We start from the raw sequence: 16,590 nt of genomic DNA, 5'->3' as shown, positions 1-16,590 counted from the left end.
AGGGGAAATGAATATGATTCTCGTCGTTGGCGGAGCTGGTTACATTGGTAGCCATCTCGTAAAGGAATTAGTAGAAAAAGAGGATGTTGTTGTGCTGGACAATCTATCAACTGGCCATCGTGAAGCGGTTGATAAGCGTGCCATTTTTGTTAAAGGGGACCTCGGTAATGAGGAAGACCTGCAAATGGTGTTCAGAAGTTATCCTATTAAAGCCGTTATGCACTTTGCTGCTTATAGCTTGGTCGGAGAATCTGTTATTGACCCATTGAAATACTATGAAAATAATGTGGCTTCTACCTTAACATTGTTAAAAGTTATGATTAAATTTAAAGTGAAAAACTTTATTTTTTCTTCCACTGCTGCTACATATGGTATTCCTGATGTAAAGTTAATTGATGAAGAGAGTAATACTGCTCCTATTAATCCTTATGGACAATCTAAGTTAATGGTTGAGCAAATGCTGGCTGATTTTTCAAAATCGTATGGATTGAATTATGTCGTGCTGCGTTACTTTAATGCGGCAGGTGCCCATCAATCTGCGGCTATTGGCGAAAGCCATGACCCGGAAACACATTTAATTCCGATTATCCTTCAGCAGCTGTTAGGGACTCGGGAAAAAATTTCTGTGTTTGGCTCTGATTATGATACAGAGGATGGTACATGCATCCGCGATTATATCCATGTCACCGACTTAGCACATGCTCATATTCTTGCCTTGGAAGCTTTATTATCAGGGGAGAAATCCGCTGAGACGTATAATTTAGGAAACGGTCTCGGCTATTCTGTTAAAGAAGTCATTGAGACTTGCGAACGGGTTACGGGGATTAAGGCGAATGTAGAAATGGCGGACCGCCGTGCCGGGGATCCTGCTAGATTAGTAGCTTCTTCTAATAAAATTTTTACTGAGCTAGGCTGGAAAGCAGAGCGTCATCTTGAGAAAATTATTGCCGATGCCTGGAAATGGTATCAGAATCAACTATATTAATTTAGTGAAAAAGCATTGCCCTATTTTTAACGGTGCATTGCTTTTTTTAGATTTACCGTTTCTGGTATTAAGAGATTTCTGGTTATTGATGGCTGTAGTAGTTTAGGTTACACTTATGGAGACTTGCGGATTATTTATCAGCGAACCGATTATCTTTAAGGGGTTTCAGGATTCCTTAGATAGGATTTATAAGACAGTTGTGGAAGGATAAAGCCTAATGGGAGGCCGTCGACCGAATTGGGTATTGGATCCCTATTTTATGATATAATTAATTCAATCAATTTTTGGAGAATAGCTAAAAGTATTGTTAACATTATACATATGTTGAAAATGAAGGAGCGATAGCTATGAAAAAAGTTCGTAAAGCGATTATCCCGGCTGCTGGGTTGGGGACACGTTTTTTACCAGCAACTAAAGCAATGCCTAAGGAAATGCTGCCAATCGTGGATAAGCCAACGATTCAATATATAGTTGAAGAAGCGATTGCTTCAGGGATTGAGGATATTATTATTGTCACAGGTAAGGGGAAACGTGCGATTGAGGATCACTTTGATTTTGCCCCTGAGCTTGAGAAAAATTTAATGGAAAAAGAAAAATGGGATTTATTAAGTAAGGTCAACTATACTTCCAACCTTGCGGATATTCACTATATTCGTCAGAAGGAGCCTAAGGGGCTGGGTCATGCCGTATGGTGTGCGCGAAACTTTATTGGCGATGAACCATTTGCAGTTCTGCTGGGTGATGATATTGTGCAAAGTGATACGCCTTGTTTAAAGCAGCTGATCGATCAGTATGAAGCTACGTTCTCCTCCATCATCGGGGTTCAGCATGTGCCACAGGATGAGACACACCGATATGGAATTGTGGACCCGTTTGAGCAAGAAGGCAGACGTTATCAGGTTAAACATTTTGTTGAAAAGCCAGCACCGGGAACAGCTCCTTCTAATCTTGCGATAATGGGGAGATATATCTTAACTCCTGAGATCTTTTTGTATCTTGATCAGCAGGAAGCAGGTGCAGGTGGTGAGATCCAGTTAACCGATGCGATTCATAAACTCAACCAAATTCAACGCGTGTTTGCTTATGACTTTGAAGGAAAACGGTTCGATGTCGGTGAAAAAATCGGCTTCGTCAAAACGACCGTCGAGTTCGCCTTGCAGCAAGAAGAACTCCAAGACGACCTCATTCAATTCCTAAAAGAACTCATCAAAGAACACGAAAATAATTCGAAAATCAACATCCAGGAAGTGTAAATGGTGTCAGGCACCAAGCTGCGGCTTATTTAGGGGATATCCTCCGGTAAATCGCGGCTTTTTTATATTTCACCATGTGCAGTTGGGTTGTAAGGGCAGACACCTAATTAAGGGTTATTCATAGAATGAATAATGAGAAAAATTAGGAGGTTCCCTATGTATCCATATACAAATTATTACGATGCGGTATATAGACAGACGAATGTCTTGATTCAAGAAATTGAACAGGCGATAAATGGTGAATATAGCGCCATTGAATGTTATACAAGGTTGGCAAATTTGGCTTCTAGCAAGAAAGAGCGGGAGCGGATTTTGGAGATTCGTGAGGATGAGGTCAGGCATTATCAACAGTTTGTTCATATTTATCAAAGATTAACGGGGAGTCCCCCTCAGCCGAAAATCACGGAGGAATGTCCTAACAGTTATGTGAAAGGGTTAAAGTTCGCGATTGAGGATGAACAGAAGACTGTGGATTTTTATATGGAAATCGCGGATAAGGCCACTGAACCGATGATTCAAGGGGTTTTCAAAAGAGCGGCAGTGGATGAACAAAATCATGCTGTATGGTTTTTATATTTTTTTACAAAAGCAAAATCATAGTGTAAATGCCCCCAAAGAATTGAAATGGGGGCATTTTTGTGGATTTGGGCATATGGCGGGAAGGGAATTAGTCCCCGCTTTCTCCGGCTGAATTGCTGCTTTCGTATAAATGATCATGGTCGGAGGATGATTCTTGATAGTGGTCGTTATAGTTATTATGAGTACTGTAGTATTTGCTTTTTTCTTTATTTAGGCTTGGGAAGATCAAAAAGGCCAGGATAATTAAAATCGTACCGAAGAACTCCTGTGTACCGAAAATGAGGTAGACTCCGTACACAAGGAGGATGGCACCTATGATTCGCTGAGTCAGTCTTACAATTTTCAGAGACATTCCCCCTTTGTTGAAAGTAAGTGTGGGTAACTTCCTCTACCTTATACATAACTATTAAGACTTAGGACCTTTTATACGTTTATAGTAAAAATCAAGCTTGGCCGTCTTTAAAGGACAAAAGCCCCGTCAGTTAGACAGGATGCTATCAATATATAGTCCAAACCTTTGAACATTTTGTTACCATCCTCATGAATCAGAGTCTGGCATGGAAAATATTTGTATAATGGGGAAGAGGGAAAAGGTGCCTGTCACTGATTGTGCCATATTCATTATGTAAATCGAGAAAAAGGTGCCTGACACCGAATATATTGATCAAGGAAAAGGGAGTGATTTTATTGGTAAGAAATGTACGTTTGTGGTTTGAGGGTGCGAAGTATCATGTGACGAGCAGGGGGAACAGGAAGAGCGCGTTGTTTTTGGAGGAGGAGGATTATGCAACGCCCAAAAATAAAAGGATGCAGTGTTAAACACTGCACCCTAGTTACAAATGGTGACAGGCACCATTCCCACTATTGCTAACTTTATTCTTCGTCCTTCTTCTGTTGCTTTTTCTGGTGTTCTTCGAGGGCAAGGAGGATGTCTTGGACGTCTATTTTCCCATCGTTGTTTAGGTCTTGTAAGGTGTTTTTCGGTGCTGCCGGCGGTGTTGGAGCAGGTGCCGCTGGTGTCGGAGCAGGCCCGGCGACAGGTCCAGCGACCGCTGGAGCCGAACTCTTGGATTTACCTCCGACAAACGTAAACACTAAAAGGATGAGAACGAGCAATCCTGCTACTCCATCGACGATATAGAAGGTTGTAGCATAATCGGACCATAGCATTTTACTGCTGTCGACCTTCTTCTCGGCATTGGCAATATATTGTTTGATCTCCGAATGATTTGGATAGATGCGCTGAACCGCCTCGAATTTCTCTAAGGCATGCTTATAATAGCCGCCCCAATACAATTCCAAACCTTCCTGGAATAGCTTATCGGTTTCACTCTTCGTATTTCTTACCCCGGCTTGATTCACAAATTCCCGCACCGTATTCACCGGTACAGCAAAATTAAATCCTTGGACCTCCTGACCATTGACCGTATCGCCTCTAAAGGTTAATAATCCAATGATTTGCCCTTTATCATTAATGACTGGCCCGCCGCTGTTTCCGTGGGTTGCTGCCGCATTAATTTGAATAACCGGGCTTCCTTGTTCCGTCTTTTTCGAAGTAGCAGAAATTTGGCCAGCCGTCATCGAAGATACCAATGATGAATCTGGTGATAAAAGATCAGAATCAGCTGCGGCAGGATATCCGCTTACCCAAATATTATCTTGGTTTTGAATATCATCTGAATTCCCGAGCGGGATGGTAGGCAGGTTTTTCCCCTCAATTTTTAAAACGGCGACATCTTTTCCTTCATTAATAGGGGCGCCGTAGCTTTTAACCTCTCCATCGAGTACATCTCCACCTGGTAATACCACCTTTAATACTCTTTGAATATCCGTGTATTGGGTATAAGCCACCATGTAATTATAGGCGGTCTCGTAATCCACTTTAAAATAATCAGCCACAATAGAAACTAGTTGTTCAAATGCTTCATTGGCAATGTCTTCATCCTTCTTTTGTGTCGCTTCCACAACATGGGCATTAGTGACAATATAGCCATCCGAGCTTATGATGGCTCCAGACCCAGATCCGCCCACTACCGATTGATTGTTTAGTTGTTCAAGTATGGCGATCACTTCAGGATCATCGGAATTGTTAAACTGCCAGCTGACAACGGTATAATCAACAATTCTTACAACTGCCGGCTTTGTATATTCAGCAAGCTTCTGCGCCTTCGCAATTTTTCCTTCGGCTGGTTTAATATTTATTAGAAAAAAGGAGGTAATAATTACCGCTATAAGCAGTAAACTAATCGGTATGGTAAAAAGGGCCTTTTTTTTCAAAATATCACCTCTTGGTTGATTTTAAAATTCACTCTGCAATATATTCCATGGTATGGGAATGGGAAATTGTCTCATGTTAATTATTAAAATTTGATGAAAATTTTTTAGGTCTAAAGAACTAATTTAGGGGTTGGTAAAAAGCTATTTATCAATGGAATATAAAAAAAGATGACTCCTATTCAATAAAGGAATCATCTTTTAACATCTTAACTCTTTATTCAAATGTCCTGTTCATGGTTGTCAGATTCCCTGTGTTGCTTTTGTTGTAAATGATACATAGCTCCAATCATTCCCGCATCATTTTGATGTTTACAACTTTCAACAGGAATCTTAATATCTTTCCACCAATAAAGGCGGTCAAGTTGTTTGTTAATCATTTTTATTAAACCTTCTTGGCTGATTACCCCGCCGCCAATTAAAATTTTTTGTGGATTTAATGTTGCAGCTAGGTTATAAATTCCATAACTAAGGATTTTTACCCAATCCTCTACTAGTCTTCTCACTGAATAATCTTTCGCGGCTTTAAGAAAAATGGTCTCGCCATCCACCTTTTTGTTTTCACTAATACCTTTTAGCTTTTTATAGGACCTTATTAAGGCAGTCGTAGAAGCATTGTTATTCAATACATCCTCTGTTGACTGGGTAATCATAAAACCAAATTCACCGCATCTAAAACTGTGCCCATGCACAAGTTTCCCGTCTATAAAAATCCCGCCACCGATTCCAGTACCAACTGTTACACAGATAAAATCGGTACAACTTTTTGCGTTCCCGCTTATTTTTTCTGCAATAGCAGCACAGTTTCCATCATTTTCAATTTCAACAGGCAGTGAAATTTCGGTTTCTAACAATCTTTTAAGATTCTGACCATCTAATACTGTAATAGCTCCCGCTCGTTCTGAGTAACCTGTATGTGGATTAATATAACCTGGCAAACTAATGGCAACACCACTCACATTATTATTTTCTGTATAGGCTTTAACCGTATTTACCATTTTTTCAATAAACATTTCGCGGTTTGAGGAGGGGGTGCCATAGCTTCCCTTAGAAAGAATGGATCCATTCTCTAACAATAAACCATGCTTCACTTGTGTTCCGCCAATATCAAAAGCAATATATTTTTTCACTATATTCCCCCTAGTCTACGTGGGTTAGGATTCTCATAATGTAATTCTTTATTAGGGTATTCATCAGGATACAACATTAGTTACTACTTTTAAGTTGATGGCATTCGTTTACTACAATGGTCATCATTTATTTAACAAATCTCCAGTTCAGTAAGTAATTTATAGAACACTGGAGTTAAAAATACATACCAAACAGCCCATCCTGTTTTTTGGCTAATTAACCTTAATGATCTTCCCCTCATCTGGAGTAGGTGTCTGAAATTCGTTGTAAATTTGTTTTAATACATCTTGAGATAGTCGTTTCAACGGCTTGTTACGTTCTTTGCAAGTTTTGTAGTCCGTATCAACGTAGTAAATTTTTAATGTAAGTCCGAACTCTTTAGCCACCCGTATCCATCTTTTCCGACGCTCCCTCGTCCTGTTAGTGGTATCAACAATTACGTTATGTCCACTTTTTAATAATGACTTGACCATAAGTTCAGCACTTTCCCATACAAGCGGTTCTGCTTCTGCTTTATAAATTTCGCCGTGCAAAGCTAGCCTGATATCGTCCAGAGATACACGAACCCACCCTTGGTCTTGAAGCATTTTAGCGTATGTTGATTTTCCACTTAGCGGCATCCCGCACATAATACCTAATTTCATGTTACATCTCTCCTTAATCAGCTACTTGCCCCAATCTATTAGACAAGTAATCTACTGCACTAATCATCAAGTGCCTTATTTTATAAAATGCAAGTCGGAGGTAATTTGACAGGGACAAATTAACCTGTACTGCCTTACGGTCATTGCTTATTTTTGAGTAGTTTGTGATACAAGCCGTTGCCACTTGCTGGCAAGCTACATAATTATAAAAAGCTAGCATTATAATTAATCTAATTTTCTTCGAAGATATATTCTTCAATAATTACAATAAAAAGTAGGTGAGGAAAACTTATGGTAAAAAAAGCAATTATCCCTGCGGCAGGTTACGGAACACGGTGTCTTCCTATAACAAAAGCAATACCCAAAGAAATGTTTCCGTTAGGTTTAAAACCAGCCATCCATCATATCGTTGAGGAGGCAGTGGAAGCAGGTATTGAACAATTATTAATCGTCATTTCCAATTCGAAAAATGCTATTTTGGATTACTTTGATCATTCAATGGAGTTAGAGGCCTTTTTAAAAAGCAAAAATAAAGAGTATATGCTTAAACAGTTAGAACCTCCCAAGATAGACATTTTCTATATAAAACAACACTATGCAAATGGACTTGGTGATGCCTTGCGACTAGGAAAAGAATTTGTAGGAGATGAACCGTTTGGAGTTTTATTACCAGATGATTTTGTCATTTCTAATCAAGCCCCTGCTCTTAAACAGTTAATAGATGTTTATAAAGAAACAAATAGTAGTGTTCTAGGATTAAAGAAAGTAAATCAAGACCAATTAAAAAATTATGGGGTGATACAAGGTGATAATAATACCAGCCTCATTGAAATTGAAAATATAGTGGAAAAGCCTAAACAAAATCCCCCTTCGGATTTAGCTGTTATCGGAAGATACATTTTTACCCCCGCCATTTTTGAATTTCTTAAGGAACTAAAGGAAGGTGTTGACGGAGAACTTCAACTGACAGATGCCATTAAATCTTTGTTGGGGAAAGAACCTATCTATGGAAAAATCATATCTGGGGATCGGTACGATATCGGAAAATTAGAGGAATATGTAGAACTAATGAACATAATGAGTGAGAAATGGTCAGACGATTAAATTTCGTATGAAAAGGAGAGCGTTATTGTGTTAGATAAAGTTTCAATCATTATTCCTTTCCAATCGGATTATGGCCCAAGAGCAAAGGCCTTTGAATGGATTAAACGGTATTATGCTCGTGTCATGCCTGAAGCAGAAGTATGTTTAGGATTAATGTCTGGCAAGGAAATTAATAAATCTAAGGCTGTTAACCTGGCAGCTAAAAAAGCCACAAGAGATATTTTCGTAATAGCGGATGCGGATGTGGTTTATGATCCTAACTTGATTGTGGAAGCGATAAAAGTACTCAAAAAAGGAGGTTTTGTTGTTCCTTTTACAGCAGTCTATAATATTGAAAAACAAGGAACCCAGAGATTACTCAAGACCAAACCAAAATGGCCGATAGATGTAAAATCAGGAGAATATTATAAATCAAATTGGGTCTATGAAGGGTTTGCTGGAAAACTCTTTGTCATTTCTAGAGAGAACTTTGAAGCAGTCGGAGGTTTTGATGAGCGGTTTATTGGTTGGGGAGGGGAAGATGATGCCTTTTCCCATGCAGCTCGGACGATGTGCGGCAAACTAGTAAATATAGAGGGGAAGGTCTATCACCTTTGGCACCCGGCTTCAAGCTATCAAACAAATCCCAATGGTAAAGCGAATGCTAAACTTCTTGGACGCTATGAACATGCAAGTGGAAACAAGGGAAAAATGAATAAGCTCCTTGCGGAACGTAGCAGTACACTAGAAGAACAACAAGTTACAACTATAGCTAATTACGAAAATATTTTACCAGAATCACCAAAAAGCAAAATTTGTTTTGCCATCCTTGTTCATGAAGATAGAGAATTAGTCAAGCAGTTAATTGACAACGTCCGATACTATTGCCCCGACAGTACAATGGTTTTATATAACGGTGGGAATGATCCAACTCTTTGTGAGGGGTTAGGTGTACCCGTTTGTCCATATAGCCATAAGTTAGAGCGGGGATGGACGACCATTTATTTTATGGAAGTAATGGAATGGTTAGAAGAGTTGGGTATTGAGTATGAATATTTTATTAATATCGATTCCGATGCACTGTTCGTTAAAAATGGATATGAAGAATTTATTCAAACCCAAATGAACGATGCCGATTATATGGCAATCAAGCTAAGAATTCCAGAAGAAGACTGGTATATCGGAAAAGAACTTAAGAAAGATAGAAACAGGTGGAAATCAATATTTAATCTCAAACCTTACTATGGAGTTTTCAATGTTGGACAGGTAATTTCCAAACCAGTAGTGAAAGCATTACTTGATCCAGTAAGAAAACAAAAGTTAAAAAATGCATTAATAGAAACGACTTCTTTTGGTACGGATGAAGTATTTTACGTAAACATGGCTGCGGAACTTGGCTTCAAGGTGAAAAGTTATCCAAACAAAATGGACGAAAGGATGATACGATATCGGCCTTACTTTACCGTGCAAGAAATGATTTCCTGTCTAAATAAAGAGGAGAATAGTTGTCTATGTCATCCTGTAATTCGAGATCAAGCTAATCCTGTCAGGAAACTAATCCTTGGTATGGAACATGAACATCATACTAAACAGTATAAAAGCAAGGAATATCCGTGGTATGAAGATGATTCAAATGATTATTCAGTGTCTCTTCCGATTAAAAGTATATTTGGGAATTCAGAGCTTGTTGTTCGGTCAGGCTCTTCCTTGGCCCATTATTATCAGAAACCTGGCGGGAAATGGATTAAAAGTGGGACGTTTGCAAAAGGTGTCACAGGAAATCCGGTGTTTTTTGAAAATAAATATGGTCACTTTGGGGTTGTCTGTAGACTAATAGATGGTGGAATTGGTTTTTGGTTGAGAAACAACAAAGAAAAGGGCTTCCCTTGGTATGGTCCAACGATCTATCAACTTGATAATATAGAGCCATTAATGGCAAGTAAACTTCCGAACGGGAAACATATAATCGTCTTTAAGGATGACAACAAAATGATTTATTGGGAACTGGATAATGAGAAATGGAATAAGGTCTTCCCGAATAGTAAGTAAATCAGAACATAGTTTAAATGAAACTTTAGAAAAGCCTCCACGTATGGGGGCATTTTTTTATATACTATTAATTGGAGGCAGGCGTTTTGGCCTGATTACTATATAAGGGGGATTAAAGCATATGAACTTAAAGAAGATTCATCACGTGGCTGTCATTTGTTCCGATTACCAAAAATCGAAGGATTTTTATGTAAGGATTTTAGGTCTTACACCAATAAGAGAAGTGTACCGAGAGGAAAGGGAGTCCTATAAGCTGGATTTAGAAGTCGGAGGACAATACCAAATTGAGCTGTTTTCATTTCCTAACCCGCCATCGAGGCCGAATCGTCCCGAAGCCGTTGGGTTAAGACACTTGGCTTTTGAGGTAGAGGATATTGAGGAAGAAGTGGCTGAGTTAGTGAAGCATGATATTTCAGTCGAACCAATCCGTGTCGATCCGTTCACAAACAAAAAATACACCTTCTTCGCAGACCCTGACGGACTTCCTATTGAACTTTATGAACGGTAAAAGATAAAAAGCGGCAGAGAGGATACCCTCCCTGCCTGTGGTGCCTGTCACCATTTCTACTACGATCATCTAGGAATCCCGTATTCACTAGGTGACCAAGTGCCATAGCCTCCGCTGAAATGCGGGTATGGCTGTTGGTAGGAACCTAAACTGGCTGGTGCTAATCCTGGAAAGGAAGCTGGGGATGTCCCTGGAAATCCATAGCCTGCACTTCCAGGACCGTAGCCATAAGGACCTGGATTAGGAGGTGGGAAACCCCCATATCCTCCAAAACTGCCTGGTACCGGTCCTTTCATTATCCCGGACCCTAAATAACTTAATCCGAATCCCAGTAAACTACCTAATGCCCCAAGACCAGCCCTTGAGTTTGATTGATACCCATGATGACCGTGACCTTCTTGATAATGCTGCCCTCCATGCTGAAACGATCCTCCGAAGGGCGAAGGGCTCCCGTGTGCTTGATCGTGATTGTGATGGGAATTTCCTCCGTGATGATACTGATTATAGTGGTGATGATTGATCTGATGGGAGTTTCCAGAGTGAGATTCTCCTCCAAAATGATGGTGATTTCTAAGCTGCTGGTTCATTCCGTGAAGATGCATAGGATGTTTATAATGAAAATACAATATTCCATACTCCTCTCAATTTAAGCTATCTTCACCATAGCCTATGAACCAACTCCAATAATTCTTGGGTATCAGCCCGAACTCACTCAACTAACACCAAAACAGGAAGAAAGCCCCCACTTGTCTAACTAAGGTGGAAAGTGTCCACGAGTGGTGCCTGTCACCATTAGCACTGCAAATACAATGATTACCGTTGAATCCCACTATCTAGATGTAACCTTCGCCATAAAAAATACGTCTTAAGTCTTAGATTCCTTTCCGTTTGTGGTCTATGGCAGGAAGGAGTTTTTTCGTGTATTGTGGAAGTAGTAAATGTTATATTCTTCTAATTTGAAAGGTGTTTTTAAAGTTTGTGAAACATTTATTTACTTATTTCGTATCTATATAGAGGATTATTAAGTCAGGAGTCGATCCATTATGAACCCAATTGTTGCATTCCTAATTCGCTCGTTTGTGGCCGTTCCCGTCACTATCATTACATGGCTTGTTTGTTACATCCCGCTCGATTTCACATTCTGGTCATCCACCTTGTTTGCGATCCTTGGCGGGGCTCTTACCCATGTGATTCTGTCGTTATTTCAAAACACCAGCTATTTAAAGAAGCATCAACTTTCGAGGAAGGAATACCGCTATATTAAGAAGAACCTAAAAGAAGCAAAGCTAAAAATTAAACGTTTGAATAAAAGCATCTTTAAGATTCGTGATATTTATTCTGTAAAGCAGCGAATCGACATAAATAGAATCACCAAAAAAATACACAAGATGACTACCAAAGAGCCGAGGCGATTCTACCAGGCGGAAGAATTTTATTTTTCCCATCTTGACTCACTCGTTGAGCTGACAGAAAAATATAGTTTCCTTTCTTCGCAGCCAAAACAAAATAGCGAGATGGGCCAATCCCTCATTGAAACTCGAAAAACATTAAATGAATTATCTAAAGTAGTAGAAGAGGATTTATACCGGGTTATTTCGGATGATATCGATACGTTAAATTTCGAAATAGATGTCGCAAAACATTCGATTCAAAAGAAAAAAGAACTTAAATTTCCTGAAGAAAATAGGTGGCTAAAATGAGTGAACAAAATAAGATCCCTAAATCTGGGGATTTGTTAGATGATATTCTCGCCAATCCTTTTGGTGATACCGAACCATTTGATCTTGCTAAAAAGCAGACACCGTCAACAAGTGAAGCAAGGCCTGTTAAATTGATAGATGTGATTCCTGAGGAAAATAGGGCCAAGGCCTACCAGCTTGCCGAGCAAATTGATCCGACGAATCATCAGGCGATGATTTCTTACGGAACCCAAGCCCAAGGAAAGCTGTTATCGTTCTCCCATACGATGCTCGAGCATGTACAGAAACAGGATGTTGGGGAAATAGGCGAAATCATTAATGATTTGATGAAAAGGTTAAATGAGGTCAATCCGGATGAATTAAAGGATGGGAAGCCATCCTTATTTGCCCGTATGTTTGGAAAAATATCGGGCTCCATCCAAGAGGTTCTTTCCAAATACCAAAAAACAGGTGCGCAAATTGACCGGATTAGTGTGAAGCTGGACCGTAGTAAAAACGTACTTTTATCTGATATTAAACTGCTTGAACAGCTCTATGAAACCAATAAAGAATATTTTCATGCCCTTAATATTTATATTGCGGCTGGAGAAATCAAGCTCGAAGAAATGGAGACAAAGATCATCCCGCAGTTGAAAAAAGAAGCCGAAGCGGCCAATGACCAAATGAAGTTTCAAGAAGTCAATGATATGATTCAATTTGCGGACCGATTAGACAAGCGTCTTCATGACTTGAAATTAAGCCGGGAAATCACGATTCAAAGTGCGCCCCAAATCCGGTTGATTCAAAATACCAACCAAGCCTTAGTAGAAAAAATCCAGTCATCGATTATGACCGCGATTCCTTTATGGAAAAATCAAGTAGCCATTGCGTTAACATTAATCCGGCAGCGGCATGCAGTGGAAGCTCAAAAGCAGGTTTCGAAGACCACCAATGAGCTCCTATTAAAAAATGCAGAAATGTTAAAAACCAATACCATTGAAACGGCGAAAGAAAATGAACGCGGCCTCGTTGATATCGAAACATTAAAGAAAACCCAAGAAAGCTTAATTTCAACATTAGAGGAAACCATGCGGATTCAAGAAGAAGGCCGTCACAAACGCCGGCTCGCCGAACAAGAGCTCGCCAACATGGAAAACGACCTGCGCGTAAAATTATTAGAAATAAAAGGCAACAACAAATAACACTCCAGAGATAAGAAAAACGGGGGTCCCCACTGCAAAACTAAACGCAGCAGGAACCCCCGTTTTCTATTATATTGAGATTAGAAATGGTGCCTGTCACCATTTCTTCTATCAGGTTATTGAAAATGGTGACAGGCACCGTAAGTGTTATTTATTTACCTGGATCGTTTCTTGATATTCTTCAAGAGTGATTTTCTGGCTCGTGATTTCCTGTGCCACTGTCTTGCCGACATAGCGCAAGTGCCATGGTTCATATTGGTAGCCGGTTATGTCGTCCTTCCCTTTTGGGTAGCGGATAATGAAACCATATTCGGCTGCGTGTTTCTCCAGCCACTTGGCAGCAGTAGTTCCTGCAAAACAATCCTCGGCCGCGCATTTTCCGTCACCGCCTGTTACATCAATAGCAAGGCCTGTCTCATGCTCGCTAGTCCCAGGCACAGCACTATAAGTCTTTGCTGCTTTAACCCCATCAATACTTACGTAGTGATTGAACAAGGCGGTTTGGGCAGCATGGGAACGATAAGCCGAAACACCAAGGAGGCTGACTCCAGCTTGTTTCGCCCCGGCAAACAATTTTTCAATTGCTCGAGCCGCGCTGCTTCGCATCTTACGTTTCTCCACTTTCTCTTTAAATATAAACGGGATGTCGGGATCGACCAAATCACTCGGCTTATAACTATCGGGCAGTTTATGGTATTTATTAACCAAGACAGGTATAGCTGAGGGATTGGCGACAACGGCAACACTCTTCTCGTTGTTTAAGGTTTTTGTGTTTAATCCGTTTTTACTGGGAGCTATCGGCTGATTTTCAACAAAATTCTGTTTCAATGAGCAGCCAGCAAGCGGGGATCCAATTACCATCATAAAGACCATTATTAAAGGTAGTTTTGTCATAGTTAACGTCCTTTTTTTAACAAATTCACTTCCTTAATATCATTGACACAATGTAAGACTTTAAAACGTCTACATCCACTAAAGCGGCGTCTTTGAATGCGGTACGGAATGATGGGACCAAAGCCTCTTTTATTTACTAAATACGTTCCTTATAGTTTTTATAAGCACATAAATCGTACGAAACGGCAAAACCATTGAAAAATGGTGACGCAAAACTACAGGGGCTAAGGTTTTTCTAAACGATGCTCGCCAGTTACCGAACACGACAAACTCCTGCGGTTTATGTAAACAACATTTAGGAGGTTTTCATGTGTTAAAACTGTTAATAAAAATCAAGTACTACTATCATTTATTCCAGCATCGGCACCATCAACTGTTGCAGCAGGATTGCCTGAACGAGGAGCTTAAAATGAAGCTAAAAATCAAAGCACTATACCACAACAGTAAAGCAGTCGAAATTGGCTTAAAAATGTAAACAATAAAAATGAATGAAGTAGAGAAGCCTAGGATCCAATCCTAGGCTTTTCTACTTTTTCAAACCTTTGAACAAAGTTACAATTGCGGCAGGCACGGCCAATTAATCTCTTTGTCACGCTATGCTCGTAATAAATTTCTTCAAAGCCACAGACAGGGCATTCGATAATATGGAATACTTGTCGTTCTCCTAGTACGGCATCTAACAATGATTCAAAGTACATTAATTTGTCCCCCTATCTATTATTTCTTTAAAGAATAGCAAATACTAAAAGTGAAAATAGAAGAAAATTGTCAAGGTGGACAAGAATGTTTTCGACATCCCTCAAAACAGAAAAATAGTCATAAGAAAAGCGCAAGCGCTTGATCAGCCCCGACAAGCACAAGGCAAACGGCTGAAAGGTTGCCTTTTAACCTTTTGGACGGCTTGCCTTGTGACCTCGAGGGGCTAGGCGCTGGAGCTGGACAATTTTCATCTTAATCTGTAAAAAAGGAGAGAACTACATGAAAAAGAATAATGATGAAACAAGTCAAGGTCTTAATCAAATCTTCGAAATTATTAACGCTAAAGGTGATACTGGTGAGTTAAGGGAAATTGTTGAACAAACTAACGAATCAGCAAGCCAAGATGAACAACAACAAAATGAGTGAAAAGGCCTAGAATTATATCTAGGTTTTTTTGTGGACAAATCGTAATGAAATGTGGATAGTCACCTTTAAAATGTGGATAAAATTGTGAATTTAGTGGATAATTCAGTTTTGTTTGTGGACAATTAAATACTCTGTTGAGAAATCATTAAATATCCAGAAGATATCCACATAAACTGTGAATAAACAGTGGTAAACTGTTGATATCTTACACTTAATTGTGGATATCCTCTCCCAATATGTTAATAACCTGTGAAAAAAACCCTTTCACTACACAATCCTGCCTAGCCTTTATACCTATAATCAAAAAACAAAATGACATTTGTCATCTTACGTTGGTGATGTTACTTACTAAAAATCATCCTCCCGTCATTATAAAAGGCAAGAAAGCAGGAGGTGCTCAATATGAACGAAATAGTAAGCTTAACAAACGTGACAAAGTTATTTCAGCATGAGGAATCGTTAATAGTCTTCTGGTCATTAGTGATGTATATTCTCTTCTATATATATATCTTTACCAATTTAGAAATAACGACGTGCGGAATAAGACGGAGTGGCAGGAACATTATCTTATGCCAAGCTGGTCTTTGGTTAATGGGCTCATCGATGATGACGATTGGCATCGCGTGGTTCAGGAGGAGCGTTCAAGGGCTAGTCCACCTTATTTGGATCACCTCTCTTTGGGACACCGTTTATTTCGCAGCTCAAATGCTTGGTCAAAGCGTAATTCATCTCTTATCAATCATGTATATTTTTTAGCAGCTTTAGGGAAAAACAAGGAAAATACTTCTGAACTCTACCTATTATCCAGCAACGTCCGCAACTATATTTACGAATTCATCCACAAACTAGACGCTAAAAACAGAACCGAAAGCCACCAGTATCGCCGTGAAAAAAGGCTGGCTATAGTGTTCCTTGCTTTCCTTTTCTTGAAACTAAGCCAAAGGCCTCTGAATGGACAAACAGCTACAAAAAAAGAAAATGTTTAATAATAATGATAAAGACAGAAAGGTATACTTTTTTAATATAATAATTATTGTTGACATCATTAATAGACGGTGATATTATATAGAAGTTGTCAGCGAAACTACTAAACAATTAAAAAGTAGTTTTTAAAAAAGTTGACAATGATTTAGATAACTGATAAGATATAAAAGTTGTCTCGATAAATTGTTCTTTGAAAACTA

At 39.3% G+C, this 16,590-nt stretch carries 18 protein-coding genes and 1 riboswitch; of the genes, 11 read left to right on the top strand and 7 right to left on the bottom strand.

The features are described from left to right. The first annotated feature begins 13 nt into the window (after positions 1–13). The 3 genes from galE to COD92_RS26620 all read left to right on the top strand — a co-directional run bounded on the left by galE (position 14) and on the right by COD92_RS26620 (position 2,838). Positions 14–985, top strand: a complete 972-nt coding sequence (gene galE / locus COD92_RS26630; RefSeq protein WP_098996664.1) for a UDP-glucose 4-epimerase GalE — start codon at positions 14–16, stop codon at positions 983–985. 347 nt (positions 986–1,332) lie between these two features. Beyond that, a complete protein-coding gene (gene galU, locus COD92_RS26625) occupies positions 1,333–2,238 on the top strand; it encodes a UTP--glucose-1-phosphate uridylyltransferase GalU (RefSeq protein WP_098529039.1) in 906 nt (301 codons plus the stop codon). Between the two features lie 156 nt (positions 2,239–2,394). Next, positions 2,395–2,838 (top strand): ferritin-like domain-containing protein, encoded by a 444-nt coding sequence (locus COD92_RS26620; RefSeq protein ID WP_098996663.1) that lies wholly within the window; start codon positions 2,395–2,397, stop codon positions 2,836–2,838. A gap of 67 nt (positions 2,839–2,905) precedes the next feature. On the opposite strand, the gene COD92_RS26615 is transcribed toward COD92_RS26620, so the two are convergent. From COD92_RS26615 to COD92_RS26595, 4 genes are all read right to left on the bottom strand, one after another. Then, positions 2,906–3,169: a hypothetical protein gene (locus COD92_RS26615; RefSeq protein WP_098996662.1), complete on the bottom strand. Its 264-nt coding sequence runs from the start codon at positions 3,167–3,169 to the stop codon at positions 2,906–2,908. A 521-nt stretch (positions 3,170–3,690) separates the two neighbouring features. Next, entirely contained in the window at positions 3,691–5,094 is a 1,404-nt protein-coding gene (locus COD92_RS26605) for a S1C family serine protease (RefSeq protein WP_098529045.1), read from the bottom strand. A gap of 218 nt (positions 5,095–5,312) precedes the next feature. Then, a complete protein-coding gene (locus COD92_RS26600; RefSeq protein ID WP_098529047.1) occupies positions 5,313–6,221 on the bottom strand; it encodes an ROK family protein in 909 nt (302 codons plus the stop codon). A gap of 213 nt (positions 6,222–6,434) precedes the next feature. Continuing rightward, positions 6,435–6,866: an ATP-binding protein gene (locus tag COD92_RS26595; protein ID WP_098529049.1), complete on the bottom strand. Its 432-nt coding sequence runs from the start codon at positions 6,864–6,866 to the stop codon at positions 6,435–6,437. Positions 6,867–7,157: 291 nt separating this feature from the next. Here COD92_RS26595 and COD92_RS26590 point away from each other — a divergent pair, with 291 nt between their 5' ends. From COD92_RS26590 to gloA2, 3 genes are all read left to right on the top strand, one after another. After that, positions 7,158–7,970, top strand: a complete 813-nt coding sequence (locus COD92_RS26590; protein WP_098529051.1) for a UTP--glucose-1-phosphate uridylyltransferase — start codon at positions 7,158–7,160, stop codon at positions 7,968–7,970. A 27-nt stretch (positions 7,971–7,997) separates the two neighbouring features. Then, positions 7,998–9,998, top strand: coding sequence for a glycosyltransferase family 2 protein (locus COD92_RS26585; protein WP_098996661.1), 2,001 nt, complete (start codon positions 7,998–8,000; stop codon positions 9,996–9,998). Positions 9,999–10,119: 121 nt separating this feature from the next. After that, a complete protein-coding gene (gene gloA2, locus COD92_RS26580) occupies positions 10,120–10,506 on the top strand; it encodes an SMU1112c/YaeR family gloxylase I-like metalloprotein (protein WP_098529054.1) in 387 nt (128 codons plus the stop codon). A gap of 65 nt (positions 10,507–10,571) precedes the next feature. On the opposite strand, the gene COD92_RS26575 is transcribed toward gloA2, so the two are convergent. Then, a complete protein-coding gene (locus COD92_RS26575; RefSeq protein WP_098996660.1) occupies positions 10,572–11,132 on the bottom strand; it encodes a hypothetical protein in 561 nt (186 codons plus the stop codon). A gap of 417 nt (positions 11,133–11,549) precedes the next feature. On the opposite strand from COD92_RS26575, the gene COD92_RS26570 reads away from it, so the two are divergent. Both COD92_RS26570 and COD92_RS26565 read left to right on the top strand, forming a co-directional pair. Continuing rightward, entirely contained in the window at positions 11,550–12,206 is a 657-nt protein-coding gene (locus COD92_RS26570) for a 5-bromo-4-chloroindolyl phosphate hydrolysis family protein (RefSeq protein ID WP_098529058.1), read from the top strand. After that, positions 12,203–13,387 carry a toxic anion resistance protein gene (locus COD92_RS26565; RefSeq protein ID WP_098529060.1) on the top strand — a complete coding sequence of 395 codons (1,185 nt, stop codon included), beginning with the start codon at positions 12,203–12,205 and terminating at the stop codon, positions 13,385–13,387. The genes COD92_RS26570 and COD92_RS26565 overlap by 4 nt, the downstream gene beginning before the upstream one ends. Positions 13,388–13,534: 147 nt before the next feature. Here COD92_RS26565 and COD92_RS26560 read toward each other — a convergent pair whose 3' ends face one another. Further along, entirely contained in the window at positions 13,535–14,281 is a 747-nt protein-coding gene (locus COD92_RS26560; protein WP_098529062.1) for a M15 family metallopeptidase, read from the bottom strand. A 174-nt stretch (positions 14,282–14,455) separates the two neighbouring features. Further along, positions 14,456–14,542, top strand: a riboswitch (cyclic di-GMP riboswitch). 49 nt (positions 14,543–14,591) lie between these two features. Between COD92_RS26560 and COD92_RS32315 the strand changes: the two genes are divergently transcribed. Continuing rightward, on the top strand, positions 14,592–14,756 hold the full coding sequence (locus tag COD92_RS32315) for a hypothetical protein (RefSeq protein ID WP_176541131.1): 165 nt from the start codon (positions 14,592–14,594) through the stop codon (positions 14,754–14,756). 28 nt (positions 14,757–14,784) lie between these two features. On the opposite strand, the gene COD92_RS26555 is transcribed toward COD92_RS32315, so the two are convergent. Beyond that, complete coding sequence (locus COD92_RS26555; protein WP_098529063.1) at positions 14,785–14,979, bottom strand: acyltransferase; 195 nt, start codon at positions 14,977–14,979, stop codon at positions 14,785–14,787. Between the two features lie 280 nt (positions 14,980–15,259). Between COD92_RS26555 and COD92_RS32310 the strand changes: the two genes are divergently transcribed. Then, complete coding sequence (locus COD92_RS32310) at positions 15,260–15,406, top strand: hypothetical protein (RefSeq protein ID WP_176541132.1); 147 nt, start codon at positions 15,260–15,262, stop codon at positions 15,404–15,406. Positions 15,407–15,808: 402 nt separating this feature from the next. After that, positions 15,809–16,162 carry a hypothetical protein gene (locus tag COD92_RS32305; RefSeq protein ID WP_176541133.1) on the top strand — a complete coding sequence of 118 codons (354 nt, stop codon included), beginning with the start codon at positions 15,809–15,811 and terminating at the stop codon, positions 16,160–16,162. The last annotated feature ends 428 nt before the right edge of the window (positions 16,163–16,590 follow it).

The sequence above is a fragment of the Bacillus sp. AFS037270 genome (assembly GCF_002585305.1).
This window is presented reverse-complemented; position numbering and strand designations above follow the sequence as displayed.

What these genes read in the sequence shown, in the direction of transcription:
- COD92_RS26565 (WP_098529060.1), top strand. Translation starts at nt 12,203, where the DNA reads ATGAGTGAACAAAATAAGATCCCTAAATCTGGGGATTTGTTAGATGAT.
- COD92_RS26615 (WP_098996662.1), bottom strand. Translation starts at nt 3,169, where the DNA reads ATGTCTCTGAAAATTGTAAGACTGACTCAGCGAATCATAGGTGCCATC.
- COD92_RS26570 (WP_098529058.1), top strand. Translation starts at nt 11,550, where the DNA reads ATGAACCCAATTGTTGCATTCCTAATTCGCTCGTTTGTGGCCGTTCCC.
- COD92_RS32310 (WP_176541132.1), top strand. Translation starts at nt 15,260, where the DNA reads ATGAAAAAGAATAATGATGAAACAAGTCAAGGTCTTAATCAAATCTTC.
- COD92_RS26595 (WP_098529049.1), bottom strand. Translation starts at nt 6,866, where the DNA reads ATGAAATTAGGTATTATGTGCGGGATGCCGCTAAGTGGAAAATCAACA.
- COD92_RS26590 (WP_098529051.1), top strand. Translation starts at nt 7,158, where the DNA reads ATGGTAAAAAAAGCAATTATCCCTGCGGCAGGTTACGGAACACGGTGT.
- galU (WP_098529039.1), top strand. Translation starts at nt 1,333, where the DNA reads ATGAAAAAAGTTCGTAAAGCGATTATCCCGGCTGCTGGGTTGGGGACA.
- COD92_RS26560 (WP_098529062.1), bottom strand. Translation starts at nt 14,281, where the DNA reads ATGACAAAACTACCTTTAATAATGGTCTTTATGATGGTAATTGGATCC.
- galE (WP_098996664.1), top strand. Translation starts at nt 14, where the DNA reads ATGATTCTCGTCGTTGGCGGAGCTGGTTACATTGGTAGCCATCTCGTA.
- gloA2 (WP_098529054.1), top strand. Translation starts at nt 10,120, where the DNA reads ATGAACTTAAAGAAGATTCATCACGTGGCTGTCATTTGTTCCGATTAC.
- COD92_RS26620 (WP_098996663.1), top strand. Translation starts at nt 2,395, where the DNA reads ATGTATCCATATACAAATTATTACGATGCGGTATATAGACAGACGAAT.
- COD92_RS26555 (WP_098529063.1), bottom strand. Translation starts at nt 14,979, where the DNA reads ATGTACTTTGAATCATTGTTAGATGCCGTACTAGGAGAACGACAAGTA.
- COD92_RS32305 (WP_176541133.1), top strand. Translation starts at nt 15,809, where the DNA reads ATGAACGAAATAGTAAGCTTAACAAACGTGACAAAGTTATTTCAGCAT.